This window comes from Novosphingobium sp. (assembly GCF_024642085.1).
GTDB lineage: Bacteria > Pseudomonadota > Alphaproteobacteria > Sphingomonadales > Sphingomonadaceae > Novosphingobium.
The window spans coordinates 1-23,856 of sequence record NZ_JAHEBV010000004.1 but is presented as its reverse complement, the minus strand read 5'-3'; the positions used below and the strand labels follow the sequence as shown (position 1 = coordinate 23,856).

26 protein-coding genes and 1 tRNA gene are annotated in these 23,856 nt (G+C 60.1%); 13 read left to right on the top strand and 14 right to left on the bottom strand.

Annotation, left to right across the window (positions count from 1 at the left end):
- Positions 1–5: 5 nt before the first annotated feature.
- Both Q0L62_RS02685 and Q0L62_RS02680 read right to left on the bottom strand, forming a co-directional pair.
- Positions 6–950 carry a CorA family divalent cation transporter gene (locus Q0L62_RS02685; protein WP_296676035.1) on the bottom strand — a complete coding sequence of 315 codons (945 nt, stop codon included), beginning with the start codon at positions 948–950 and terminating at the stop codon, positions 6–8.
- 27 nt (positions 951–977) lie between these two features.
- Positions 978–1,661, bottom strand: a complete 684-nt coding sequence (locus Q0L62_RS02680) for a lysoplasmalogenase (RefSeq protein WP_296676033.1) — start codon at positions 1,659–1,661, stop codon at positions 978–980.
- A gap of 68 nt (positions 1,662–1,729) precedes the next feature.
- Between Q0L62_RS02680 and trmFO the strand changes: the two genes are divergently transcribed.
- Positions 1,730–3,076 carry a methylenetetrahydrofolate--tRNA-(uracil(54)-C(5))-methyltransferase (FADH(2)-oxidizing) TrmFO gene (trmFO, locus tag Q0L62_RS02675; RefSeq protein ID WP_296676029.1) on the top strand — a complete coding sequence of 449 codons (1,347 nt, stop codon included), beginning with the start codon at positions 1,730–1,732 and terminating at the stop codon, positions 3,074–3,076.
- 6 nt (positions 3,077–3,082) lie between these two features.
- On the opposite strand, the gene Q0L62_RS02670 is transcribed toward trmFO, so the two are convergent.
- Positions 3,083–3,559 carry a hypothetical protein gene (locus Q0L62_RS02670; RefSeq protein ID WP_296676028.1) on the bottom strand — a complete coding sequence of 159 codons (477 nt, stop codon included), beginning with the start codon at positions 3,557–3,559 and terminating at the stop codon, positions 3,083–3,085.
- Positions 3,560–3,601: 42 nt separating this feature from the next.
- Positions 3,602–4,237, bottom strand: a complete 636-nt coding sequence (locus Q0L62_RS02665) for a hypothetical protein (protein WP_296676025.1) — start codon at positions 4,235–4,237, stop codon at positions 3,602–3,604.
- Positions 4,238–4,333: 96 nt separating this feature from the next.
- Here Q0L62_RS02665 and Q0L62_RS02660 point away from each other — a divergent pair, with 96 nt between their 5' ends.
- The 6 genes from Q0L62_RS02660 to Q0L62_RS02635 all read left to right on the top strand — a co-directional run bounded on the left by Q0L62_RS02660 (position 4,334) and on the right by Q0L62_RS02635 (position 10,165).
- Entirely contained in the window at positions 4,334–5,968 is a 1,635-nt protein-coding gene (locus Q0L62_RS02660; protein WP_296676022.1) for a pilus assembly protein TadG-related protein, read from the top strand.
- Positions 5,968–6,417, top strand: coding sequence for a TadE/TadG family type IV pilus assembly protein (locus Q0L62_RS02655; RefSeq protein ID WP_296676021.1), 450 nt, complete (start codon positions 5,968–5,970; stop codon positions 6,415–6,417). The genes Q0L62_RS02660 and Q0L62_RS02655 overlap by 1 nt, the downstream gene beginning before the upstream one ends.
- Positions 6,414–6,854 carry a TadE family protein gene (locus Q0L62_RS02650; protein ID WP_296676019.1) on the top strand — a complete coding sequence of 147 codons (441 nt, stop codon included), beginning with the start codon at positions 6,414–6,416 and terminating at the stop codon, positions 6,852–6,854. The genes Q0L62_RS02655 and Q0L62_RS02650 overlap by 4 nt, the downstream gene beginning before the upstream one ends.
- A gap of 127 nt (positions 6,855–6,981) precedes the next feature.
- Positions 6,982–8,883, top strand: a complete 1,902-nt coding sequence (locus Q0L62_RS02645) for a pilus assembly protein (protein WP_296676017.1) — start codon at positions 6,982–6,984, stop codon at positions 8,881–8,883.
- On the top strand, positions 8,880–9,482 hold the full coding sequence (locus Q0L62_RS02640) for a TadE/TadG family type IV pilus assembly protein (RefSeq protein WP_296676014.1): 603 nt from the start codon (positions 8,880–8,882) through the stop codon (positions 9,480–9,482). The genes Q0L62_RS02645 and Q0L62_RS02640 overlap by 4 nt, the downstream gene beginning before the upstream one ends.
- 50 nt (positions 9,483–9,532) lie before the next feature.
- Positions 9,533–10,165, top strand: a complete 633-nt coding sequence (locus Q0L62_RS02635; RefSeq protein WP_296676012.1) for a pilus assembly protein TadE — start codon at positions 9,533–9,535, stop codon at positions 10,163–10,165.
- Positions 10,166–10,171: 6 nt separating this feature from the next.
- Here the strand turns inward: Q0L62_RS02635 and Q0L62_RS02630 are convergent, their stop codons facing one another.
- The 7 genes from Q0L62_RS02630 to grxC all read right to left on the bottom strand — a co-directional run bounded on the left by Q0L62_RS02630 (position 10,172) and on the right by grxC (position 14,904).
- Complete coding sequence (locus Q0L62_RS02630) at positions 10,172–11,533, bottom strand: pyruvate dehydrogenase complex E1 component subunit beta (protein ID WP_296676011.1); 1,362 nt, start codon at positions 11,531–11,533, stop codon at positions 10,172–10,174.
- Positions 11,533–12,606 carry a pyruvate dehydrogenase (acetyl-transferring) E1 component subunit alpha gene (pdhA, locus tag Q0L62_RS02625; RefSeq protein ID WP_296676009.1) on the bottom strand — a complete coding sequence of 358 codons (1,074 nt, stop codon included), beginning with the start codon at positions 12,604–12,606 and terminating at the stop codon, positions 11,533–11,535. Before pdhA ends, Q0L62_RS02630 begins: the two co-directional genes overlap by 1 nt.
- A gap of 115 nt (positions 12,607–12,721) precedes the next feature.
- Positions 12,722–13,033: a septum formation initiator family protein gene (locus tag Q0L62_RS02620; protein WP_296676007.1), complete on the bottom strand. Its 312-nt coding sequence runs from the start codon at positions 13,031–13,033 to the stop codon at positions 12,722–12,724.
- A gap of 184 nt (positions 13,034–13,217) precedes the next feature.
- Positions 13,218–13,294: transfer RNA gene (locus tag Q0L62_RS02615), tRNA-Arg, on the bottom strand.
- A gap of 37 nt (positions 13,295–13,331) precedes the next feature.
- The gene (locus Q0L62_RS02610; protein ID WP_296676005.1) at positions 13,332–13,814 is read right to left on the bottom strand and encodes a DUF1178 family protein; all 483 of its coding nucleotides are present in this window, start codon (positions 13,812–13,814) and stop codon (positions 13,332–13,334) included.
- Positions 13,811–14,638 carry a carbon-nitrogen hydrolase family protein gene (locus Q0L62_RS02605; protein ID WP_296676316.1) on the bottom strand — a complete coding sequence of 276 codons (828 nt, stop codon included), beginning with the start codon at positions 14,636–14,638 and terminating at the stop codon, positions 13,811–13,813. Before Q0L62_RS02605 ends, Q0L62_RS02610 begins: the two co-directional genes overlap by 4 nt.
- 2 nt (positions 14,639–14,640) lie before the next feature.
- A complete protein-coding gene (grxC, locus tag Q0L62_RS02600) occupies positions 14,641–14,904 on the bottom strand; it encodes a glutaredoxin 3 (protein WP_296676004.1) in 264 nt (87 codons plus the stop codon).
- Between the two features lie 157 nt (positions 14,905–15,061).
- Here grxC and Q0L62_RS02595 point away from each other — a divergent pair, with 157 nt between their 5' ends.
- Together Q0L62_RS02595 and Q0L62_RS02590 are read left to right on the top strand one after the other, a co-directional pair.
- Entirely contained in the window at positions 15,062–15,532 is a 471-nt protein-coding gene (locus Q0L62_RS02595; RefSeq protein WP_296675995.1) for an Hsp20 family protein, read from the top strand.
- Between the two features lie 56 nt (positions 15,533–15,588).
- Positions 15,589–15,735, top strand: a complete 147-nt coding sequence (locus Q0L62_RS02590) for a hypothetical protein (protein ID WP_296675992.1) — start codon at positions 15,589–15,591, stop codon at positions 15,733–15,735.
- A gap of 175 nt (positions 15,736–15,910) precedes the next feature.
- On the opposite strand, the gene Q0L62_RS02585 is transcribed toward Q0L62_RS02590, so the two are convergent.
- From Q0L62_RS02585 to tpiA, 3 genes are all read right to left on the bottom strand, one after another.
- A complete protein-coding gene (locus Q0L62_RS02585) occupies positions 15,911–17,548 on the bottom strand; it encodes a CTP synthase (protein WP_296675990.1) in 1,638 nt (545 codons plus the stop codon).
- 127 nt (positions 17,549–17,675) lie between these two features.
- Positions 17,676–18,092: a preprotein translocase subunit SecG gene (secG, locus tag Q0L62_RS02580; RefSeq protein WP_296675988.1), complete on the bottom strand. Its 417-nt coding sequence runs from the start codon at positions 18,090–18,092 to the stop codon at positions 17,676–17,678.
- 71 nt (positions 18,093–18,163) lie between these two features.
- Positions 18,164–18,919, bottom strand: a complete 756-nt coding sequence (gene tpiA / locus Q0L62_RS02575; RefSeq protein WP_296675985.1) for a triose-phosphate isomerase — start codon at positions 18,917–18,919, stop codon at positions 18,164–18,166.
- A 247-nt stretch (positions 18,920–19,166) separates the two neighbouring features.
- Between tpiA and Q0L62_RS02570 the strand changes: the two genes are divergently transcribed.
- The 4 genes from Q0L62_RS02570 to trpD form a co-directional block, all read left to right on the top strand.
- Positions 19,167–21,107, top strand: coding sequence for a peptidylprolyl isomerase (locus Q0L62_RS02570; RefSeq protein WP_296675982.1), 1,941 nt, complete (start codon positions 19,167–19,169; stop codon positions 21,105–21,107).
- 13 nt (positions 21,108–21,120) lie between these two features.
- Positions 21,121–22,638, top strand: a complete 1,518-nt coding sequence (locus Q0L62_RS02565) for an anthranilate synthase component I family protein (RefSeq protein ID WP_296675979.1) — start codon at positions 21,121–21,123, stop codon at positions 22,636–22,638.
- Between the two features lie 9 nt (positions 22,639–22,647).
- A complete protein-coding gene (locus Q0L62_RS02560; protein ID WP_296675977.1) occupies positions 22,648–23,232 on the top strand; it encodes an aminodeoxychorismate/anthranilate synthase component II in 585 nt (194 codons plus the stop codon).
- Positions 23,229–23,856, top strand: a 628-nt coding sequence (trpD, locus tag Q0L62_RS02555; RefSeq protein WP_296675974.1) for an anthranilate phosphoribosyltransferase, incomplete at its 3' end; no start/stop codon positions are given. The genes Q0L62_RS02560 and trpD, both read left to right, overlap by 4 nt.

The following is a 23,856-nucleotide window of genomic DNA, read 5'->3' as shown; positions in this document are numbered from 1 at the left end:
CCCGATCAGGGCTTGCGATAGGATCGTACGGCAATCAGCGACGTGATTATCAATATGCCGCCCATGACCAGCGTCGCCATGGTGAACCCGGTTTCCCCTTCTTCGAACAGCGCAGCCTTGAAGTTCATGCCGAAAATGCCGGCAAGCGCGCCAATGATACCTATCCCGATGGTGAAAAAAGTAAGCGTGCGCAGCAGCCGGTTGGTATCCTGGGCAACGCGCGTGGCATAAAGCTCGAAACTGGCCACAACCGTCTCGCGAACTCTGGCGACTTCGTCTTCCAGCCGTTCGTAGCCTGCCTGCAGGTGAGCAAAGTGAATCTTGTCTTCAACGGCCAGATCGGGAAGAAAATCGGGCCTCGTCAGGGTGTGAATGATCGCACGATAAGCGTCGACCAGTTCTCGCAGCCGGGACGCTTGCCGCCGCAGCACCGCCATTACCCGCAGGGTGTTGCGGCTTTCCCGGCCGGTCAGGATACGTTCCTCCATCCGGTCAATCTCGCGATTGATTGAACCGATACGCTCATGCACCCGGCCAAAATGGTGAGCAATCAAAGCTGCGCCCAAAGTGGAACCGGAAAGTTTGCCTTTCATCGTTTCTCCGACATCATGCTTGATGAGGTCGGTGAAATCGATCGCCTCGCCTTCCCCGGCCGAACAGAGCCAGTCCTGCCCAACCACCAGGGACAGCAGGCTTGTCGTCTCAGCGCTTGAAGTGCTCAACACGGGAAGAGCAACGCAGTAGTATGCGTCGTGAACGCGGACTCCGGCTTCCTTGAGCCGGCATCCCTCTACCGCACCTTCGATCGACTTGGGCAAGGCTAGACCGGCGATCTCTTGGGGGGTGCCGTTGATCCACAGCAAGCTGTCGGCAGTCAACCTGACTTTGGCCAGATCCTTTGGTTCCAGTTTTCGATCGTGACCCTTGGCATTGTAGAACTGGATCTGCATGGCAAGGAGTTCCGGGTGAGGACGGTGCTACAATGCACGAGGTTGCAGGTTTGTTGCAGAGCCGCGCTGACGCAGTTCGCCGATTACCCCGGTGCAAATCAGGAACTGCCCGAAATAATACAGCGGCCAGATCATCAAGCCGGGCAAAACGCTGGTTGCCAGAAGTCCCATGCGCGCGAAGATCAGCAGGTCGCTGGCCGCGAACATCACCGCGCCGAGCCCGACCGTGTATCGTGAAAAACTGCTTGTCCAGGCCGTGGCAGCCATGCCTGCCAGTGCGACGCTGTACCCAGCAACGGCCCAGGCCAACGATCGGTCGGCTGGCAAGGACCAGGCAATTAGCGGAATTGCGACAAGCATGGTGAACGCGAGTGCGTGCTGCGATGGGGTTTTCGCGACACGGCGATGGCGCAAGTAAAGCGCAATCGCGATAAGATGGCCGATCAGAAATGCCGCTGCGCCGGCCTCTAGCGAGATTTCAATCAGGGCATCGCCCAGCGCCCCGCAGGCCATGACGGCGGCGATCTGCCGCGAATCCGTGCCGCGATGCCGCACCAGCGCATAGACCGCGAGCAGAGCCACCCCTGCGCTTTTCCATATAATCAGGAACAGGCCTGGAACCGCGCTACCCTGGACGAAGAAGTAGCTGATTGCGGCGATCAAGCTGGCGACCAGCCACGGGCGTTTTTCGATCAAAGCGCGTTCGGGCATGCTGTTTCTTCCCCTGCCACTCTGCTTGGCGTTGGATTCTCGTGCAGGCAAGGCTAGTCGCTTCCAATATGACATATGACGTGCACATAATTGGCGGCGGGCTCGCCGGATCGGAGGCAGCCTGGCAGCTTGCGCGGCGCGGCGTGCGTGTCCGCCTGTCGGAGATGCGCGGCGGCGGAGACACGAGCCCGGCCCACCAGGGTACCGGCCTTGCCGAACTGGTCTGCTCGAACAGTTTTCGCTCAGACGATAGCGACAGAAACGCGGTTGGCCTGCTCCATCACGAAATGCGCGAGCTCGATTCGCTGATCATGGGCGCCGCGTCGGTGGCCGCGGTGCCGGCTGGTTCGGCATTGGCGGTGGACCGGGATGTATTCTCGGCCGAGGTCGAACAGCGCCTTGCCGCCCTGCCTACGCTGGATGTTGTGCGCGAGCGGATCGACACGCTGCCTGCTGCCGGGCTGACAATTGTGGCCACCGGCCCCCTTACCGCCGCAGCCCTTGCGCAAAGCATCGGCAATGCCACCGGCGCAGAAAGCCTGGCATTTTTCGATGCGATCGCGCCCATTGTCTACCGCGACACAGTTGACATGGACGTGTGCTGGATGGCGAGCCGCTGGGATAAGGGGGAGACCAAGGACTATATCAACTGTCCGATGACCCGCGCCCAGTACGTTGCCTTTCGTGAAGGGTTGCTGGCGGGCGAAAAGACCGAATTTCGCGAATGGGAAGCCAATACGCCCTATTTCGATGGCTGCATGCCGATCGAAGTGATGGCCGAGCGCGGCGAGGATACCTTGCGGTTCGGACCGATGAAACCGGTTGGCCTCGACAATCCGCATCAGGCGACAGCTGAGTTTCCCAACGGGCGCTGGGCCTATGCCGTAGTGCAGCTGCGGCAGGACAACAAACTGGGCACGCTGTGGAACATGGTGGGTTTTCAGACCAAGCTGAAACATGCCGAGCAAGTGCGCTTGTTCCGCACTATCCCGGGGCTCGAACAAGCCGAGTTTGCCCGACTGGGCGGCCTGCACCGCAACACGTTTCTCAATTCCCCGCAATTGCTTGACCGGCAGCTGCGACTTAAATCAGCACCGCATATCCGTTTTGCCGGGCAGATGACCGGATGCGAGGGCTATGTCGAAAGCGCGGCTGTCGGCCTGATGGCCGGTATTATGGCTGCGGCTGAACTGCGCGGCAATGATTGGACAGCCCCGCCCCGCACGACGGCGCTCGGCGCACTGCTGGCGCATATCACCGGTGATGCCGAGGCAGACAGTTATCAGCCTATGAACGTCAACTTCGGGCTCTTTCCTCCGGTCGATCCTTCGGTCAAGAAGAAGGTTCGCAAAGAAGCCTATACGCAGCGCGCAAAAAGCGATCTGGTCTTCTGGAAATCCGCGATCACCGCCTGATCTGCATCAGCATTTGCAGGCCGGCCGTTTGCCGGCTTTGGGCTTGGTCGTGGCAAACTCAACCCGGGTCAGCTGCTGATCGCCATTGGCATCGGCTTTCTTGAACTTGTTAGACGTCGCCACTGCCCACTCTTCAAAGCTGAGCAGGTTGTTGTGATCGGTATCGAGCTTGCGAAATGCCGCAACGCGAGCGGCCAGGGCTTCGTTCCGGGCAATCAGGTTGTCGCGGTTGCGATCAAGGCGGTTAAAGCGTTTTTCTTCGCGGCTGGCCTCGCTCACCGCAGGAAGGTTGGCACCGCGCAAACCGTCGCCCTCTTCGTCTGGGATGTCGTCCACCGGGGCAGACGGATCCGCGCTTTGTTCTGTAAGTGGCATCGGGAGCGGAGGAGCGGCCGCTTCAGTCGCCGCGCGGCCCTGCCACCAGAACAGTCCCGATGCCGCAAGCAGCAAAGCCGAAACGGCGCCAAGGGCAATGCGATTCATTGTTGAGCGATTCCCGTCAGTTGTTCAGAAACTGACCATAGCCTAGAAGCCAAGCAAGCCAACCCTAACTGCGACAAGAAACGAGACCGGCCCCTCGCCTCCACCTTTCGATCGCACGGCGCGCCGCGCCATCGCGTGCAAAACCGCCAGCGGACGCATGGATCGCGGCAGGCCCGGGCGGGACCAGTCCGCATCGCGGGCCATAGCCAGGGCCGCCATGCCGGGCGGACCGGGCAGGCGTGCCAAATCTGCCAGTGCCCAGCTGCGCGCTGCGCTCAACACAGCGTCATGCCGGACATTTCCGGCAAGAGCCGCAAAGCATTCGGCACGCGCCTGCGCCAGACTGGAAACAGCCGCTTGATCAGCGCTATCTGTTGCAAGAAGGACCGTTTCCCACCCATCGACGAGATTTCTCAATGCCTGCCGGTCGACAGGAGCGGAAAAAATCGTTTGCAGCAACGGTTCACCCGGCACTGGCGCCGGGTCGGCCAGCCGCTCGCGCCACCATGCCAGCCGGATCTGCCCTAACACCGGCTCACGGGCATTTGCCACGATCTTTGCCAGCCGCACATCGAGACCCAGGCTGGCAAGCAGCGCTTTGCGGATAGGGGCACTTGCGTAAGCCAAGGCCAGACGCTGCTCGACAGGCAAGGTCTCGATGATCGCCGGATCGCTCATTCGCGCTCCTTAATGGGAGAACGCGGCCTGGCAAATAATTGCGCAATAAACCCTTATTAACCTTGATCCTTCAAGGACGGAAAACCGTGACTGCTTATGAGCGTCATGTTTGATGGCCATTTTTTCATCGGGGGCAAGATGCTGAACAGTTTCAAGCGGACTATGCGCCGCCTCGCCAAACAGTCCAGCGGCAATGCTGCCTTGTTGGTTGCAGCGGGCCTTCCCGCGCTTATTGGCGCGGCCGGTCTCGGCGTCGATACCGCGCAGTGGTATATGTGGAAGCGCGAAATGCAATATGCAGCCGATCAGGCAGCGCTTGCGGGCGCCTGGGCCAAAGTCGGCGGCACAACCGGTGATGGCTATGCCACCCGCGCCAGGCAGGAACTGGCGGCCAACCTGTCTCAGGTCACCTTTTCGAACACACCGACTGTGACGCTGGCAAAGTGGGCAGACAGTATAAACGACAACAGCGTCGTAGTAAGCTTCAGCGCCACCAAGCGCCTGCCCTTCAGCGCTTTTCTGACCGACAAGGCGGTTACTGTCAGCGCCCGGTCGCAAGCGACATTTTCACAAGGACGGTCCTTTACCAGCTGCTTGATCGCCGTCGATCCCGATACGCGCGGGGCCATCGTCATCGGTGGTAACGCCTACGTTGTAGCCGGTTGCGGCGCCGCTGCGCTTTCGACTCACGAAGATTCGGTGATCAAGAACGGCGGCGCTGTGTTCGAGGTGGGCTGGATCGTCTCTGAAGGCGGTATCGATGATGACTTCAACGACGGTCACACCGAAATCTATGAACACCAGAGCAATCTTAGCGATCCGTTCGCCAATCTGACACCGCCGACCAACGATACGCCGCGAACGCTTACCTGCTCAAACGGCGGAGTGAAGTACGTGGCGCAGGTGGCCACGAACTGGAAGCAGTACACGCAGGCAATGACCAGCACCAATGGAAACTCTTGGAAAACCAGTGGCGGGGAAGTGTTCCGTTCGCAGGGCGACCAGACCAAAGAGGTCACCTATTCAACTGCAGTAACGGTTGGCCAAGAGGTCGCCAGCACCCGCTCGGTGACTGAAGGCGTATCGGTTCCGGTCACTTCGGGTAACAAGACCACTTACACCCGAAGCGATGTAGTCCTTTACGAAACAGGTGTAGTCCAATCGTTTGAGAACAAGACCGTACCCGCAGGTGCCTATCCCAAGCCCGGAACCTACAGCGATTTTACCATCAGCTGCAATACGACGATGGACAGAGGCGTCTACGTGATCAACGGCGGCATGCTGGCGATCAACGCGCAAGACGCGCTGATCGGAAACGGGGTGATGTTCGTGCTGAAAAATGGCGCTGGGATTCGCATCAATGGCGGATCGAACGTCATGCTGCGCGCGATGAGCTATGACGAGATGGTCGATCCCGCTGGCGGCAACATGACTGCCAGCCAAGCTACAAACCTTAAAGATATGCTGATTTTTGAGGATCGAAACTCCTCCGGCGACAACAACGATAAGATCAACGGCAATTCGGGCATGGTTATGGACGGTACCGTCTACGTGCCGAAAAGCACACTGACCTTTGCCGGCACGACCGATGTTGTGACGCGCTGCTTCGTTCTGGCTGCCGGGCGTATCGTTATCGAAGGCACGGCCCGCATGACCCGTTTTTGTCCGACCGACGTCATCAACACGGTCAGTGTTGGCGGCACGGGCAATACCGTAAAGCTGGTGGCATGATGCGCGGACTGGTTCGCCTTCTTCGCGATACCGCGGGCGCGGTAGTGATCGAAACTGCGATCGTCGCACCGGCACTGGTGCTGATGAGTGTGGGGACCTTGCAGGTCAGCCAGGTAGTCGCCCGCCAGCACGAATTGCAGGCCGGCGCGGACGAAGCGATGGGCATTGCCCTGGCCGGATGGACGGACAACGATACCCAGGTAGCTGCCATGAAAACGGTGCTCAAAAGGTCAACCAACGTAACCGACGCCAACATCACTATCACCCGGATGTACCGCTGCGGGACCGACACGTCCTATGTGACGGACAAGACAACCTGCGGCACAAACAAGCTGATCGCGACGTTTCTAAGAATGAAGCTGAAAGACACCTACACCCCGGTCTGGACGCAGCTTGGCGTGGGCCAGCCAATCAACCTGGCTGTGACGCGTATGGTGCAGGTGTCATGATCGCGCGCAGGCTTCGCAAACTCGTCAAGGGCCAGGACGGCGCTGCGGCACTTGAATTCGCTCTGGTTGCCCCGTTGCTGATCACGATGGTTCTTGGCGTTTTCCAAGCCGGTATCTGGATGGGTACCTATAATTCCATGCGCTCCGTTGCCAATGAAACGGGACGATGGACGACTGTCGAATACCAGAAGGGCTATCGAAAAACGAACATTGAAATAGCGGTTGAAGCGCAGCGCAGGGCAACCACCGCCCCATACAGCCTGGCCAGCGACGGTGTAACGACGTTTGTTTCGGACGCGTCGACCCAGTCAATTGCCAATGTGACCGAAAAGTCGCTCAAGATCGTTTATGACATGCCCAATGTCATGCAATTTGCCGGTATGGGCAATTTCAAGATCAGCTATACGCGCCCGTTGTTCGTTAAAACGTCGATCTGATCACCAAACCCGGATTTCCGCCAATTTTGCGAAGTCTTTAAACGGCGGTTAACCCTGCCCGTTGGCGATACCGTTACAAGCTTGGGCTATTGCACGATGTGAAATCCTGACGGGAAGGATCGCATTGTTGCCTCATCATCTACCATCGCAGATTGCTGACAGGGCCAGCCCGGGCGTGCTTGCACGTCTGGCGCAGGACCAGTCGGGCAACACGCTGGCGTTGATTGCAGCATCGGTCTTTCCGCTCCTGGTGATGATCGGTGGCGGGGTCGACATGGGGCGGACCTACCTCACCCAGACACGCTTGCAGCAGGCCTGCGATTCCGGCGTTCTGGCTGCGCGCAAGAAGCTGGGCAGCGGCGTGCCGGCATCCATGCCGGCCGATACCGAGGCTGCCGGCAACAAGTTTTTCAATCTCAATTTCGGCATTGGCGCATTTGGCACGGTCAACCGCAACTTTGCGATGACGTTGCAAAGCGACATGGCGATAAGCGCCCTGGCCAGCGTCGATGTGCGGACCACGATCATGCAGGTGTTCGGTTTCAAGAGCGTTGCGGTGAAGGTTTCATGCACCGCACGTCTGAACTTCACGAACACCGATATCATGATGGTCCTCGATACTACCGGATCGATGGCCGATACCAACTCGGGCGATCCGGCGCCAAAGATCGACATACTGCGCCAGACCGTAAAATCGTTTTACGACCAGCTTGAAAAGAGCAAGCCAAGCGGCACACGGATCAGGTACGGATTCCTGCCCTATTCCACCAACGTCAACGTTGGCGGGTTGCTGCGATCGGACTGGATGGTTGATTCATGGACCTATCAAACGCGAAAATCTGCGCCGATGGGCAGCGGTTCGCTGACGTGGAGCGAAACCTACGTCAGCGGCCTGCGCGAAGACTTACCCAAATCATTAGGTACATCCTGTCCTGCCAACACGGCGGTTTATACCACCATTTCGGGCGGCTATAACAGCGACGGAACCGGTGCGGGGCGTCAGCGGATCGACGGCATCGAATACAACTGCACAACGGCAAGCGACGGCAAGGTCACCATCAATGGTGTCAAATTTACCGCCTATGTCCGTGATTGGAAAGTCACCAGCGACAACACTGCCTGGCTGTATCAACCTATCAAGTTTGACGTCACGTGGACCAAGGGTGCTGGTTCGGCGCCGCTGAAAATCGGCGCGTCCAGCTCGATCCCGGCCGATGGCGAACCATTGAATGTTCAGCCGCTATGGTCCGATTTCCAAGGCTGTGTGGAAGAACGTGATACCTACGAAATCGATGATTACAGCAAGGTCGATTTTACCAAGGCGCTCGATCTGGACCTTGATCTGGTGCCAACGGCAGCGGACGACAGGACCCGCTGGCGGCCCATGGTGGCTGGATGGGTGTTCGATCGCGGGATGTGGTGGGACGGCTCGGGCAGTTGGATAGTCAACCCGGTGAAAGAACGCTGGGATTATCTGATGCCCTACTGGGCAGGTCTGTCAGTATGCCCTGCTCCGGCCCGCAAGCTCGACACGATCAGTTCTGCCACGCTTGACAGCTACTTGAAGTCGTTGACACCTGATGGGAGCACCTATCACGACATCGGGATGATCTGGGGCGGGCGGATGATTTCGCCGACCGGCCTGTTTGCCACCGAAAATGCCGATGTCGGAGGCGTTCCGACTAACCGGAACGTGATATTCCTGACGGACGGGCAAACCTCTCCGCTTGACTATTCTTACTCGACCTACGGTGTCGAGCCGCTTGATCGCCGGCGCTGGGATCCCGCTTCGCCCAAGGGCGGCCTGTCGTTGAAGCAAGTCGTTGAAAAGCGCTTTGCCGTCGCGTGCGCGGAAGTGAAGAAAAAGAATGTCACTATCTGGGTGATCAGTTTCGGCGTGACGCTTAATCCGGTCATGCAGGATTGCGCAGGGCCAGGTCACGCGTTCGAAGCCAAGAACGCTTCGGCTTTATCCGACACATTCAGCAAGATCGCGCAGCAGATGGGTGACTTGAGGATTTCGAAATGATCACCCGCCTGCGCGCTTTGCACGGCGACCAGGAAGGGGTGACGATTGTCGAGTTCGCCCTGATCGCGCCGGCATTGATGGTGCTTTTGCTGGGCATCTTCGATCTGGGATACAACATGTATACCAATCAGATGGTGCAAGGAGCCATTCAGCGCGCCGCCCGCGCATCGACCATCGAGGGCGCTGCAAGCAACAAGGCTGGCCTGGACGGGATTGTGACAAACGAGGTCCATGCGGTCGCTGGGAATGCGGTGCTGACTTTCGAGCGCAAATCCTACGCCAGCTTTTCACGGGTTGGCCGGCCCGAGGACTATACCGATGCCAACGCCAACAGCGTCTGTGACAATGGCGAGCCGTTTGAAGATGCCAATGGCAACGGTCTGTGGGATACTGATCCCGGGTCAGCCGGTTTTGGCGGGGCGCGCGACGCCGTTCTTTATACAGTGACCGTGAAATACCCCCGCCTTGTTCCGATCGGCGCCTTTCTACCTGGCCAGAACAAGGACTTCACATTGAAGTCGAGCACCGTCCTGCGCAACCAGCCTTATGGCGCGCAAGGATCATCGGCGGCCGCACCGCCGGTGTTGAATTGCAAATGATCCACTTTCGTTTCTTGAGCGCGCTTTGCCGCGACTTAGGCGGCGTGGCCATGACCGAGTTCGCGCTTGGTGCGCCGGTGCTTATGCTGGCAGGTCTCTACGGTGTCGAGCAAGCCAATTTCGTGCTGGTGAACATGAAGATAAACCAGTTGGCGACACATCTGGCGGACAATGCATCGCGTATTGGCGACACATCGCAGCTCAAAAACCGCAAGATCTATGAAAGCGATATCAACGACGTAATCATCGGTGCGCAGCTGCAGGCCGGTAAATCGATCGACGTATACAACCATGGCCGAATTTTCATCAGCAGCCTTGAGTTCGACAGCGCCACGAACAAGCAATATATTCACTGGCAGCGTTGCAGGGGCGCAAAGGCAGTAACGTCCGGCTACGGCAATGAAGGCGACAAGATATCCGGAATGGGACCCAAAAGCGGCGAAGTAACAGCCGATCCGGGAGACGCCGTGATATTTGTTGAAGTGCGTTATACCTATCAGCCGTTGATCGCGGGTTCGATCATCAGCAACAAGGACATAAAGGCCATTGCCGCGTTCAATGTCCGCGACAGCCGCGACCTGACCCAGATCTACCAGCGCAATGCCGCCAAGCCGGACCCGGTGCAGGACTGCAAGGTCTACAATGGCGAGGTCAAGATCAGTTCGTCAGGTGTCGTCAGCTGATCACGCTCAGCGATAACAGACTTTGCGAACGGTTTCGGCGATGCGCGCGGCATTGATTATTGCAGATTTTTCGAGATTGGCAGCATAAGGCAGCGGCACGTCTTCATCGCAGACACGCAGGACGGGCGCGTCAAGATGGTCAAAGCCATCTTCCATGCAGATCGCCACGATTTCCGAGGCGATTGAACAGGTTGGCCAGCCTTCTTCGGCAATGACCAGACGGTTGGTTTTGGCCAGCGAACGCAGCACAGCCTCCTTGTCGAGCGGGCGCAGCGTGCGCAGGTCGATCACTTCAGCGTCGATCCCCTCACCCGCCAGCGTTTCAGCCGCCTCCAGAGCAAGACCGACGCCAATCGAATAGCTTACAATTGTAACATCGCTGCCCGGCCGCATGATCCGCGCCTTCCCGATCGGAAGGACATGATCATCAAGTTCCGGCAATTCAAAGCTGCGGCCGTAAATCAGTTCGTTTTCGAGGAATACCACCGGATCTTCGCTGCGGATTGCTGCTTTCATCAGGCCTTTGGCATCAGACGCATCGTAGGGCGCGATCACGATCAGCCCTGGAACGCTGGCGTACCAGGGGCCGTAATTCTGACTGTGCTGCGCGCCCACCCGGCTGGCAGCGCCATTGGGGCCGCGAAATACGACCGGGCAACGCATCTGGCCGCCGGACATGTAATTGGTCTTGGCCGCCGAATTGATGATGTGATCGATTGCCTGCATGGCAAAGTTAAACGTCATGAACTCGACAATCGGGCGCAGTCCGCCCATTGCCGCACCGGTACCGATCCCGGCAAAGCCGTATTCGGTGATCGGCGTGTCGATCACCCGCTTGGGCCCGAATTCGTCCAACAGGCCCTGGGTGACCTTGTACGCGCCCTGGTATTCGGCCACTTCCTCGCCCATTACGAAGACGCGGTCGTCGCGGCGCATTTCCTCGGCCATCGCGTCGCGCAGCGCTTCGCGAACGGTCGACATTTTCATGTTCGTTCCGGTGGGCAAAGCCGGATCGCTTGCGCGCGGCTTTGCCGGCGGCGGCGCGGCAACCGTTGGTTCTTCGGCTTTGGATTGAGCGGCCGTAGCCGCCGGTGCAGATTTGGCAGGAGTATCCGCGGCGTCATCGCTTTCTCCAGCGATTGTCGCGATTACGGTGCCAACCTTGACCCCTTCGGATCCTTCGGGAACCAGGATCGCACCAATGGTGCCTTCATCTACGGCCTCGAACTCCATCGTCGCCTTGTCGGTCTCGATCTCTGCCAGAATGTCGCCGGAACGGACGGCATCGCCTTCCTTGACCAGCCACTTGGCCAATGTGCCCTCTTCCATTGTCGGGGACAGCGCGGGCATCTTCAGTTCGATTGCCATCAGTAGCTCTCCACCAGAATGTCGGTGTAGAGTTCAGACAAATCCGGCTCTGGTGAACTTTCAGCAAAATCAGCTGCTTCGTTGACCTTGCTGCGAATTTGCTTGTCAATTTCCTTGATCGTATTTTCGCTTACGCCGCGCTTGAGCAGTTCGGCCTTGGCCGCATCAATCGGGTCGTGCTTGTCGCGCATTTCCTGCACTTCCTCGCGCGTGCGGTACTTGGCAGGATCGGACATCGAATGCCCGCGGTAACGGTAGGTCTTGAGTTCCATCAGCACCGGCCCCTTGCCGGCGCGGACATGGGCCAGCGCCACTTCGGCGGCTGCGCGCACTTCCAGAACGTCCATCCCATTGACGTCCATACCGGGAATGCGGAACGCTGTGCCGCGGCGGTAAAAATGGGTTTCGGCCGATCCCCGTTTGACCGCGGTGCCCATTGCATAGCCGTTGTTCTCGACGACAAAAACGATGGGCAGGTTCCACAGTGCGGCCATGTTGAAGGCCTCGTAAACCTGACCCTGGTTGGATGCCCCATCGCCGAAATAGGCCATGCACAGGCCGCCATCCTCGCGGTACTTGTGGGCAAAGGCCAGCCCTGCCCCCAAGGGCACCTGCGCGCCTACGATGCCGTGCCCGCCGTAAAACTTGTGATCGACGCTGAACATGTGCATCGATCCGCCTTTGCCCTTGGAAATTCCTGCGCCGCGGCCAGTCAGTTCAGCCATGATCACCTTGGGATCGATGCCATAAGCCAGCATGTGCCCATGATCGCGGTACCCGGTGATTACGCTATCCTTTTCGGTGTCCAGCGCGCTTTGCAGGCCAACAGCGACCGCTTCCTGGCCGATGTAGAGGTGGCAGAATCCGCCGATCAGACCAAGGCCATAGAGCTGGCCGGCCTTTTCCTCAAATCGGCGGATCAGAACCATCTGTTCGTAAAACCGCAACAGGTCTTCGTCCGATGCCTCAAACCGCGATTTGGCCAGGTAGGCATCCTGCAGGCTGCGCAGGGTAAACGCGGAATCGTCAGCTGCCGCGGCGGCAGGTTTACGGGCAGACGGCGGTTTGGCCAAAGTCGGAATCCCCTGGGGCAAAATTGGAAGGCCCGCCTATAGGGCGAAGCTTCCGTAAGGGAAACACTCCCATACGTATTTTGTGGCGGTCAGCAACAGACAGTGCGCCGGGCGTCTAGTGGAGCAGCATCACCATTTCATCTGGATGCACGACGTTAAGATTGCGCCGTACCAGCTCACCGGCGATGTCGGGATCAACATTGTTCGGATTGAGCAAAGCCACTCTGTTGCGCAGTTCTTCGCGCTGATCGGTCAGGACCAGCAGTTCCTTCTGGCGTTCGTCCAGCAAGCGGCTGTTTTCACTCCACGCAAGCACGCCGGACGGTCCAGCAAGGGCCAATCCGCCCATAATAAGCAGACAGCACAGCGCGATAGCCTGCGTGGTCTGTTCTTTCGCCAATTTCATTTTGCTGGTCTGGCCCCTCATGATTCCCAAGAATCATAAATGATTCAGCGATTCAAGCAGAAAACGTCGAAATGAAATAAAAGATACGCCCGGGCCATTACGTTTCGGGCGCGATGCGGCGGCGAAACCGTACCTTGCCAACGCTGTATCGCCTGTCCCGGTCACGATGCGGTTATCGCAGGCCGGTACTTTAAGCTGTTGAAGGTGGTGCGCCCGACGGGATTCGAACCCATGGCCCCCAGATTAGGAATCTGGTGCTCTATCCTGCTGAGCTACGGGCGCCCGCGCTTCCCCTAGGATAGCACCGGGCTGCTGGCAATCAGTTGAGTTCGTCAGGCGGCGCGACCGGAAATGGCAGCGGCATGATCGCGATGCCTTCCTCGATCAGCGCCTGTGCATCGTCCGGCGTGGCTTGCCCGTGGATAGTTGCCTGTTCCTTTTCGCCGTAGTGCATGGCGCGGGACTGTTCGGCAAAGGTTTCGCCGACCCAGGTCGATTGCTTAAGCGCTTCGGCCTGTAACGCGGCCAGCTTGGCAATGACGTGCTTCACTTGCGCCGGAACAGGACCAGCCACAGCTGCGGGCGCGGCATTGTCGGGTGTTAGGGCGGGTAGCACGGCAATGGCTTGATTGCCCTTTCGCCCCACGGCAGGGGCCATCGGCGCCTTTATGATGGCTGCGCTGCCGCATTCAGGGCAGCACAGCAGTCCCGCGGCCTCTTGCTGGTCGAACGCGGTTGAGGTCGCGAACCAGCCTTCAAAGCGGTGGCCGCCATCTTCGCAATGCAGATCAAACACAATCATGATGCGGTTACCCCCGGCATGGGCCGCTTGTTGGCAAGGCTGGGCAACTGGCTGCGGATCGCTGTGATCCGTGCGCTGTCCACTTCTGCAAAGCCAAGGCCTGCCGGACTGTCACCCATATCAAGCAGAATGTCGCCCCATGGATCAACAACAAGGCTGTGCCCATAGGTGTCGCGCCCGTCGGCGTGGTGGCCTGTCTGGGCAGCAGCGACGACATAGGCGCTGGCCTCAATTGCGCGGGCACGCTGAAGCACGTGCCAATGGGCCTTGCCTGTAGGCACAGTAAAGGCAGCGGGAATGGCAATAAGATCGCACCGGGCCCTGCCCAGCGCTTCAAACAGCGCGGGAAAGCGCAGGTCGTAACATACCGCAATGCCAAGCCTGCCCAGCGGGGTCTGCACGGTAACAACCTGCTCACCTGGCGCGTAAGCTGACGATTCGCGCCAGGATTCGCCCGTTGCCAAATCGACATCGAACATGTGGATCTTGTCATAGCGCGCAGCGATTGCCCCGGCTCCGTCGATCACGAAGCTGCGGTTCGCCCACCGGCCGTCCTGCCGCTTCACTGGCAGACTGCCCAGTGCAACCCAGATGCCGGCATCAGCGGCACAATTGCGGACTGCCGCAAGAACCGGGCTATCATCTTCGGGAACGATGTTCTTGGCGGCGCGGCTGCGGTCGCGGTCAACCAATCCCGACATTTCGGGAGTAAACAGCATCGATGCGCCGCCCATTGCTGCAGCCCCGATTGCACCGACCAGGGCTTCGGCATTGGCTGCCGGATCGATGCCCGACGTCATCTGGAATACGGCGGCGCGGCCCATGGTCATGCCGCCAGCAGAGCGTCCAGCTTGCCCGCTCGGTCAAGTGCGTGGATATCGTCGCAGCCGCCGATCACCTGGCCGCCGATCAGGATCTGCGGGACCGTCGCCGCGCCAGGGACGCGCTGCAGCATTTCGGCCTTTTTTGGTCCGCCCAGCGTCACGTCATGTTCCTCATAGGTCGCGCCTTTTCCGTCGAGCAGCGCCTTGGCGCGCACGCAATAGGGGCAGCCCCACTTGGTATAGATCTCGACTTTTGGTCCGGCCATATGATGCTCCTTGAAAGGGTCGTTGTTCACCCCTTGAAACAGGGCGGCGCTACCATATCTCGTGATCGGTGTCATGGCCCGCAAGGGGATGACACTGACGAAGCGCCGGTACCGGGCTTCGCCATCTGATGAAATTGCTCAAACAGAGGATTTTGCCATGAACCGTTTCGATTTTACCCCCTACCGCCGCACGATGGTCGGGTTTGACCGCCTGTTCGACCTTCTGGAAAACCAGAACCGCATGAACAGCGGTGATAACTATCCCCCGTTCAATATCGAGCGGCGCGGCGAAGATGCCTATCGCATCACCCTGGCAGTTGCCGGGTTCAAGCCCGCCGATATCGATATTACCGCCCAGGAAAACCTGCTGGTCGTCCAGGGCAAGAAGGCTGATGACGCATCAAGCGCGCAATTTCTGCACGTAGGCATTGCCCAGCGCGGGTTCGAACGCCGCTTTGAACTGGCTGATTATGTCCGGGTCGAAGATGCAAACCTGGAAGACGGTCTGCTGACCGTCGATCTGGTGCGCGAAGTGCCCGAAGCGATGAAGCCCAAGAAAATCGCGGTCGGCACGCAAAAGACCCTGTCTGTCGTCAAGGACGCAGACAAAGGCAGCGCCGCCGCCTGATTGCCATACAGCCCAGACAAAATGGGGGTGAGGTTCTTGCGAACCTCACCCCCGCGATGGCTGACCATCGCCTCGCCGCAGTCCTGATCGTCCGGGTCGCAGAAGACGATCAGATCACGGCAAGTCTCAAACTTTGGTCGCGGATTAATCCGGCTCGCGATCACGCACTGGTCCAGGCCGGCATCTGCGCCGATACCCTATAAAGCAAATCTGGTTAAAACCTGCCCTCACCCCCGCGCCGGCGCACTCCCCATGCGATTCGACCGGGAGGCGCATGGCTATGGGATGCGTCCAGTCCGTTCAACCGAAATAGCGCTACCATTCCAGGTGACTGCGCCATACCACTGAATACTAACGAAACTTAGTGTACAAAAGTGGTCAAACAAGACGCGCCTGCGCCAACGCTGCGGCGATGAACCCGGCGAACAGCGGATGCGGATCAAACGGTCTGCTTTTCAGTTCGGGATGAAATTGTACGCCGACAAACCAGGGGTGGTCGGGACGCTCTACTATTTCGGGCAAGAGGCCGTCGGGCGACATGCCGGAAAACACCAGTCCGCCAGCTTCCAGCGCCTCGCGGTAGGCCACATTGACTTCATAGCGATGACGATGACGTTCCGAAATCGTCGTGGCCCCGCCATAGATCGCCGAAACGTGGCTGTTTCCGGCAAGCCTGGCTTCATAGGCGCCCAGGCGCATGGTTCCGCCAAGATCGGTATCGGCACCGCGCTTTTGCAAGCCTTCGGCGCTCATCCATTCGGTAATGATGCCCACCACAGGCTCGCTGGTTTCGCCGAACTCGGTCGAGCCGGCATGCGTGATACCGGCCGTATTGCGCGCGCCTTCGATGCAGGCCATCTGCATTCCAAGACATATTCCAAAGAAAGGAACCTTGCGTTCACGCGCGAAACGGACCGATGCGATCTTGCCCTCGCTGCCGCGCACGCCAAAGCCGCCGGGGACCAGAATGCCGTCCATCGGTTCAAGCCGGGCGACAATTTCGCTATCGTCAGCTTCGAACAGCTCGGCGTCGATCCACTTGATGTTGACCTTGACCCGGTTGGCCATGCCGCCGTGGGTCAGCGCTTCGTTGAGGCTTTTATAAGCATCGGGCAGGCCGACATACTTGCCGACAACCCCGATCGTCACTTCGCCTTCGGGGTTATGGAACCGATCGACGATATCGTCCCACCGCGACAGATCCGGAACGGCCGAATTGTCGAGCCCGAAATGATGGAGTACTTCGGCATCCAGCCCTTCGGCATGGTATTGCAAAGGCACGGCATAGATGCTGCTGGCGTCCAGTGCGGGGATCACCGCTTCTTTGCGCACGTTGCAGAACAGCGCAATTTTGGCACGCTCATTGTCGGGAAGCGGATGTTCGCAGCGGCACAGCAGGATGTCGGGCTGGATACCCAGGCTGGTCAGTTCACGCACCGAGTGCTGAGTGGGCTTTGTTTTGAGCTCACCCGCCGCGGAAACATAAGGCACCAGCGTGACATGCACCGAGCAGGTGCGATCGCGTCCCAGTTCGTTACGCAGCTGGCGCAGCGCCTCGATAAACGGCAGGCCTTCGATATCGCCTACAGTGCCGCCGATCTCGCACAGGACAAAATCGTGGTCTTCGGTCAGATCCTTGGCGAAATCCTTGATTGCGTCGGTGACGTGCGGAATCACCTGGACGGTCGCGCCCAGATAGTCCCCGCGGCGTTCCTTGGCGATGATGTCGCGGTAAACGCGGCCCGATGTGATGTTATCGGCCTGGCGCGCCGAAACGCCGGTAAAACGTTCGTAATGACCCAGGTCGAGATCGGTTTCCGCCCCATCGTCAGTCACATAGACTTCGCCGTGCTGATACGGGCTCATCGTGCCGGGATCGACATTCAGATAGGGATCGAACTTGCGGATCCGCACCTTGTAGCCGCGCGCCTGAAGCAGCGCGGCAAGGCTTGCCGCCATGAGACCTTTGCCAAGCGAGGAGACCACGCCGCCGGTAATAAAAATGAACCGCGCCATGGGAGTCGCGCCTTAGTGCTGAAGTGGGGGTCAGGGCAAGGGGCGCTTGACGCAATCCACAGACGATCACGTCAAACCGCAACCCCGCCGCGACCGGCGGGGCAGCACCCGGCCAATAATTCTTGACTTAGTTCTTGGCCGGGATCGCGAATGGATCGGCAGGCGCCGCGGCTGACGAGGCAGGAGCGGCCGGTGCTGCCGACGGTGCTCCCTGGGCCGCACCCGCCAGCGGATCGGCCGGAACAGGGTTTTGCGCAGGTGCAGTCAACGGCACGGTCCGCCGCAGGCTGTCATCGATGGTCCGGGTTGATCCGGTCCGGACGGCAAGCGCGGCCAGCACGATCGACAGCACGACGAATGTCGAGGCCAGGACAGTGGTCGCACGGGTGAGGAAATCGGCCGCGCCGCGCGCCGACATCAGACCCGCCGGGCTGCCGCCAACGCCAAGGCCGCCGCCTTCAGACTTTTGCATCAGGATAACCCCGACCAGCAGAGCGGCCACGATCGCCTGGACGACCATCAGGAAAAGGAAAAGAGAGGACATGAGTGTTCCGAAAACCGGGAATGTTGAGGCGCATCTAGGCGCGCGAGCGCCGCGGCGCAAGGTGCTGGAGTTCAGTCAGCCGCAGGACCTGCTGCGGCGACGATGGCAAGGAAGCTTTCCGCCGTCAGGCTGGCCCCGCCAACCAGGGCACCGCCAACTTCGGGCGTTGCCAGCAGTTCCGCTGCATTGCTGGCATTGACCGAACCACCATAGAGAATGCGCACATTGGCGCCCTCGTCCCCGTAGATTGCAATCAGTTTTGCGCGCAGCACGGCGTGCATGGCCGCCACTTCTGAAGGTGCTGCGACGCGTCCGGTGCCAATCGCCCAGACCGGCTCATAGGCCACAGTCAACCGGGGGACGAGCCCGTCACCCCGCGGCAACGAGGCTTCGAGTTGCGCCCCGACTACCATCTCAGCGTCACCGGCATCACGCTGCGCTTCGCTTTCCCCAACGCAGATAATGACCTCAAGCCCTGCGTCCAGTGCCGCCTCGGCCTTGGCGCGGACCGCCGCGTCACTCTCTGCGTGCATGGCCCGGCGCTCTGAATGGCCGACAATGACAAAACCCGCCCCGGCATCCTTGACCATCGCTGCGGATACGTCGCCCGTAAACGCACCAGCCGTCTGCGTGTGGCAATCCTGACCGCCCACGGTCAATTCCTGGACCGCTTCGACCATTGCGGAAATCAGCGTGAACGGCGGGGCAATGCCGACGCGCACCCCCGGATGACGGGCGGCTCCGCGGTCAATCGCGCGCGCTTCGGGCAACTGGGCCCGCGTTCCGTTCATCTTCCAATTGCCGACGATGTAGGGCCGCTGGGGCATGTTCAAACCTCAAATTGCAATAGCATCGCGGGGTTTGTTGTCCCGACCGGGCTTCCCGCAGGGACGAATCTCGCCGCGCTGCTAGGCGAGCGTGCCCGCCTTTGTCAAAGCCATTGCGGCAACGCGTGGTGCGGTACCCGCCGATGCAGGACAAGCAAAGCTGGCCCATTGCGAAGCGTGCAATAGCTGCGTAAAGCCCCGCCGCAGGCGCTGCAAGCAGGCACGCAATCCAATTGGCGACAGGTTCATGCTCCAGTTTTTCCGCAGTTTCTTTTCGTCCAAGTTCGGCATTTTTGTCACGCTTGGCTTTGTTGGCCTGATTGCCTTGGCCTTTGCCGGCGGCGATGTCCTGAACTCGGGCAATATCGGCGGTTTTGGCGGTTCAGATCGTGTGGCCAGTGTTGGCAAAGAGCGGGTCAGCGCCAGGGATCTGGAGCGTGCGGCAACCAATTCGGTAGAGGAATTGCGCCAGCAGCAGCCGGGCATGACGGTCAAGACTTTTGTCGAACAAGGCGGGCTGACCCAATTGCTCGATAATCTGGTCGATCTGGCGGCCGTACGTGCATTCGGCGAAAAGCACGGCGTCATTATCAGCGACCGTTTGATCGACAGTGAAATCGCCAAGATTCCCGCTGCACAGGGACCGGACGGCAAGTTCAGCGATACTGCGTACCGCTCATTCCTTGCCCAGCGCGGCATTACCGATGATCAGGTTCGCAGCCAGATCACCGAGGCCATGATGGCGCGCCAACTGCTGACCCCCGCTGAACTGGGAAACACACCAAACCGTGAGGCAATCGGCCGCTATGCCGGCATCCTGACGGAAAAACGGATCGGCGAGATTGCCACCCTGCCCTCGGCCGTATTCGCCCCGAAGACCGCGCCAAGCGAGGCTGAGATTTCCGCATGGTACGCTGCCCACAAGGCCGACTATGTTCTGCCGGAACGCCGGATCGTGCGTTACGCCACATTCTCCGATGCTGCGGTCAAGGATACACCGCCGCCCACGGACGCAGAGGTTGCGGCGCTGTATGAAAAGAACAAGGCGCAGTTCGCAGCCGCCGAAGAACGCCGCGTTACCCAGCTGGTGCTGCCCACCGAAGCGGCTGCCAAGGCCATCATCGCCGAGGCTGCAGGCGGAAAGTCGTTAGAGGCTGTTGCATCGCGCAAGGGCCTGGCTGCGGCAAGTCTGGGTGTGCTCACGCGTGAGGCGCTTTCATCACAAACCTCGCAAGCCATCGCGGATGCAGCCTTTGCAGCGCCAAGCGGCAAGACCGTCGGGCCGTTCAAGGCACCGCTTGGCTGGACCCTGCTGCGCATCGACGGGATCGAAAACAAGCCCGGCCGGTCGCTGGCCCAGGTCCGCGGCGATCTTTCCCAGCAGCTGGCGGTTGCGAAACGCCGTACCGCACTGACCGATTTTTCCGCCAAAATCGAAGATCAGTTCGACAAGGGTTCCTCTCTCAGCGATGTTGCCAAGGAACTGGGCCTGGCCCTGTCGTCGACCCCGCCGTTGCTGGCCGATGGCAGCGTGTTCGGCAAGGCCGGAACCCGGTCTCCTCCGCAACTGGCCAAGGTTATCGCCGCGGCTTTTGCGATGGAAGGCGAAAACCAGCCGCAGCTGGCAGAGGTTGATCCTGGCAAAACCTTCATCGTCTTCGATGTCGGCGGCATTGCCCCTGCGGCCGCCCCGCCGATCGCCGAAATCCGGCAGGTCTTGATCAATGATGTGCAACTGTCCAAGGGCGCTGCCGCTGCCAAGGTTGTCGCCCAGAAAATCGAAGACAAGGTTCGCAGCGGCGGCGATCTGGCCAGTCTGGTTGCTGGACTTGGTCTGAACCTGCCGCCGGTGCAGAAGGTCGACATGGCCCGCCAGCAGTTCCAGGCCATGGGCCAGCAAACGCCGCCGCCGCTTGCGCTGCTGTTCCAGATGGCCAAAGGCAAGGTCAAGCTGCTGGGCGCGCCGCGCGCGCGCGGTTGGTATGTCATCCAGTTAAAGGACGCGATCCCCGGCCAGGTCGCCGCCAATGATCCCCGGCTGGGCGAACTGGCCGGCTCGATTGCGCAGCTGCAAAGCAGCGAAATGACGCAGCAGTTGCGTGCGGCCATGCGCGACGATGTGGGCGTCAAGCGCAATGAAAAGGCGCTTGCCGCGGTGCGCAACCGCTTGGCCGGTACCGGCAATTAAGGCGGGACGGTAAGTGCAAACCGCAGGGCTGGAGAACCACGAAGCGGCGTGTGAGGCGCTGGCAACTGGACAAAGCTCGCTCGTCTGGCGGCGACTGATCGCGGACAGCGAAACCCCGGTTGGCGCGGCCGCCAAACTGATGGTTGAAGGGCGCGGCGATTTCCTGCTCGAATCGGTTCAGGGCGGCGAAGTACGTGGGCGCTACTCCATGCTTGGTCTTGACCCCGATCTGGTCTTCCGCGCAACCGGCGCCCGGGCCGAGGTTAACGCCAGCTGGAGCCATGATCGCGAGGCGTTCGTTACTTTGCCTGGCAGCAGCGTTGACGAATTGCGCGCGCAGGTTGCCGCTTGCCGGATCGACATGCCCGCCGGTTTGCCCCCGGCACTAGCCTTTCTGGTGGGCTATTTCGCCTACGAAACCTACGGCCTGATCGAAGATCTTCCGCGTCCGTCAGCCAACCCGCTGGGACTGCCCGACATGCTGTTCGTGCGCCCCACATTGGTGCTGGTGTTCGACCGCCTTAGCGACGAATTGTTCTGCATCGCCCCGCTATGGCCGGATGGCGGCAAGCCGGACCAGGCGATTGAGCAAGCCGCAGAGCGGATCGATCTGGCATTGCGGCGGTTGACCAAACCGGCACAGCCAGCGATCGCGGATGTCACACTGCCAGAACCCCAGCTTACTGCGACAATGGCCAGCACCGACTTTGCCGCGATGGTCCATCGCGCCAAGGAATACATAGAAGCGGGCGATATCTTTCAGGTCGTGCTGGCACAGCGCTTCACCTGTCCCTTTACCCTGCCCCCGCTCGCGCTTTACAGGGCGCTGCGGCGGGTCAATCCTTCGCCCTTTCTCTATTTCCTCGACCTGCCCGGCTTCGCCCTTACCGGTTCCAGCCCGGAAATCCTGGTCCGGGTAAGAGACGGCGAAGTTACCATTCGCCCGATTGCCGGCACCCGTCCGCGCGGTGCATCGCCCGAGGAAGACCGCGTTAACGAGGCGAGCCTGCTTGCCGATCCCAAGGAACGCGCCGAACACCTGATGCTGCTCGATCTGGGGCGCAACGATGTCGGCCGCGTGGCCCGGGCAGGAACGGTCGAGGTCACCGAAAGCTACACGGTCGAACGCTACAGCCACGTCATGCACATTGTGTCGAACGTGGTCGGCCGGCTTGATACAGCGCAACACGATGCAATCGACGCCGTATTTGCAGGGTTCCCGGCCGGTACGGTCAGCGGCGCGCCCAAAGTCCGCGCCTGCCAGATTATTGCCGAGCTTGAGCCTGAGACCCGCGGTGCCTATGCCGGCGGGGTTGGCTATTTCGCACCCGATGGCAGCCTCGACAGCTGCATCGTGCTGCGCACCGGAGTGGTCAAGGACGGGATGCTTCATGTCCAGGCCGGGGCCGGGATTGTGGCTGACAGCGTAGCTGAATACGAACAGCGTGAGTGCGAGGCCAAGGCCGGCGCGCTGATCGCCGCAGCACGCGAAGCAGTGCGAGTGGCGTCCGAAGCTGGTTTCGGGCAGTAGGGCGGCATCATGATCCTGGTCATCGACAATTACGACAGCTTCACCTGGAACCTGGTCCATTACCTGATGGAACTGGGCGCCGACGTCGAAGTGGTGCGCAACGATGCCATGTCGGCCGGACAGGCCATTTCATCGGGAGCGGAGGGTTTTCTTATCTCGCCCGGGCCCTGCACCCCGAACGAGGCTGGCATCAGCCTGGATCTGGTGGGTGCAGCAGCCGATGCGGGCAAACCGCTGCTTGGCGTATGCCTGGGCCATCAGTCGATCGGTCAGTATTTCGGCGGCAAAGTTGTGCGCGGCGGGCTGATGCACGGCAAGGTATCGCCGGTCAGCCATGATGGCAGCGGACTGTTCAAGGGCTTGCCCACGCCCTTCACCGCCACGCGTTATCACTCGCTGATTGTTGAGGATATTCCAGACAGCCTGATTATCAATGCGACCAGCGACGATGGCCATATCATGGGTGTGCGCCACCGAAGCCTGCCGATCCACGGGGTGCAATTTCATCCAGAAAGCATCGCGACGGAACATGGCCACGCCATGCTCGCCAATTTTCTGGCTATTTGCGGCATTCCTACGCGCGAACCGGCATGACGGCCTCTCTGATAGATGCCGAAGCGCTGTTCGGTCAGATGCTCGATGGTGCGATGAGCAACGCCGAAATTGCCGAAACACTGGTGGCGATGGCCGACCGGGGTGAAAGCGCAGACGAAGTTGCCGGACTGGTTCGCGCAATGCGCGCCCGCATGGTCAGGCTCGAAGCGCCCGTCGGCTCCATCGACGTGTGTGGAACCGGCGGCGACGGGCAGCACAGCCTCAACATTTCAACCGCGGTCGCGCTGGTAGTTGCCGCTTGCGGCGTGCCGGTGGCAAAACATGGCAACCGCGCCGCTTCCAGCTTGTCAGGCGGGGCCGACACATTGGAAGCGCTGGGGCTCGACCTGGCCAGGGCAAGCAGCATGGCTGCCGAAACACTGCCCGATCTGGGGATAGCGTTCCTTTTCGCGCAGGCGCATCATCCCGCCCTTGCCCGCGTCGCACCGATCCGCAAGGAACTGGGCCGCCGCACGATCTTCAACCTGTGCGGACCGCTCGCTAACCCGGCCGGGGTATCTCGGCAGCTTGTCGGCGTCGCCAAGCCAGAGCTTATCGCCCTGTACCGTGATGCAATGGCCCTTCTGGGAACCGAGCGGGCGATGATCGTGTCCGGCGCCGAAG

Excerpts from the sequence above, each read along its gene's own strand:
- Q0L62_RS02685 (WP_296676035.1), bottom strand. The coding sequence starts at position 950 with ATGCAGATCCAGTTCTACAATGCCAAGGGTCACGATCGAAAACTGGAA.
- Q0L62_RS02680 (WP_296676033.1), bottom strand. The coding sequence starts at position 1,661 with ATGCCCGAACGCGCTTTGATCGAAAAACGCCCGTGGCTGGTCGCCAGC.
- trmFO (WP_296676029.1), top strand. The coding sequence starts at position 1,730 with ATGACATATGACGTGCACATAATTGGCGGCGGGCTCGCCGGATCGGAG.
- Q0L62_RS02670 (WP_296676028.1), bottom strand. The coding sequence starts at position 3,559 with ATGAATCGCATTGCCCTTGGCGCCGTTTCGGCTTTGCTGCTTGCGGCA.
- Q0L62_RS02665 (WP_296676025.1), bottom strand. The coding sequence starts at position 4,237 with ATGAGCGATCCGGCGATCATCGAGACCTTGCCTGTCGAGCAGCGTCTG.
- Q0L62_RS02660 (WP_296676022.1), top strand. The coding sequence starts at position 4,334 with ATGAGCGTCATGTTTGATGGCCATTTTTTCATCGGGGGCAAGATGCTG.
- Q0L62_RS02655 (WP_296676021.1), top strand. The coding sequence starts at position 5,968 with ATGCGCGGACTGGTTCGCCTTCTTCGCGATACCGCGGGCGCGGTAGTG.
- Q0L62_RS02650 (WP_296676019.1), top strand. The coding sequence starts at position 6,414 with ATGATCGCGCGCAGGCTTCGCAAACTCGTCAAGGGCCAGGACGGCGCT.
- Q0L62_RS02640 (WP_296676014.1), top strand. The coding sequence starts at position 8,880 with ATGATCACCCGCCTGCGCGCTTTGCACGGCGACCAGGAAGGGGTGACG.
- Q0L62_RS02635 (WP_296676012.1), top strand. The coding sequence starts at position 9,533 with ATGACCGAGTTCGCGCTTGGTGCGCCGGTGCTTATGCTGGCAGGTCTC.
- Q0L62_RS02630 (WP_296676011.1), bottom strand. The coding sequence starts at position 11,533 with ATGGCAATCGAACTGAAGATGCCCGCGCTGTCCCCGACAATGGAAGAG.
- Q0L62_RS02620 (WP_296676007.1), bottom strand. The coding sequence starts at position 13,033 with ATGAGGGGCCAGACCAGCAAAATGAAATTGGCGAAAGAACAGACCACG.
- Q0L62_RS02610 (WP_296676005.1), bottom strand. The coding sequence starts at position 13,814 with ATGATTGTGTTTGATCTGCATTGCGAAGATGGCGGCCACCGCTTTGAA.
- Q0L62_RS02605 (WP_296676316.1), bottom strand. The coding sequence starts at position 14,638 with ATGGGCCGCGCCGCCGTATTCCAGATGACGTCGGGCATCGATCCGGCA.
- grxC (WP_296676004.1), bottom strand. The coding sequence starts at position 14,904 with ATGGCCGGACCAAAAGTCGAGATCTATACCAAGTGGGGCTGCCCCTAT.
- Q0L62_RS02595 (WP_296675995.1), top strand. The coding sequence starts at position 15,062 with ATGAACCGTTTCGATTTTACCCCCTACCGCCGCACGATGGTCGGGTTT.
- Q0L62_RS02590 (WP_296675992.1), top strand. The coding sequence starts at position 15,589 with ATGGCTGACCATCGCCTCGCCGCAGTCCTGATCGTCCGGGTCGCAGAA.
- Q0L62_RS02585 (WP_296675990.1), bottom strand. The coding sequence starts at position 17,548 with ATGGCGCGGTTCATTTTTATTACCGGCGGCGTGGTCTCCTCGCTTGGC.
- secG (WP_296675988.1), bottom strand. The coding sequence starts at position 18,092 with ATGTCCTCTCTTTTCCTTTTCCTGATGGTCGTCCAGGCGATCGTGGCC.
- tpiA (WP_296675985.1), bottom strand. The coding sequence starts at position 18,919 with ATGCCCCAGCGGCCCTACATCGTCGGCAATTGGAAGATGAACGGAACG.
- Q0L62_RS02570 (WP_296675982.1), top strand. The coding sequence starts at position 19,167 with ATGCTCCAGTTTTTCCGCAGTTTCTTTTCGTCCAAGTTCGGCATTTTT.
- Q0L62_RS02560 (WP_296675977.1), top strand. The coding sequence starts at position 22,648 with ATGATCCTGGTCATCGACAATTACGACAGCTTCACCTGGAACCTGGTC.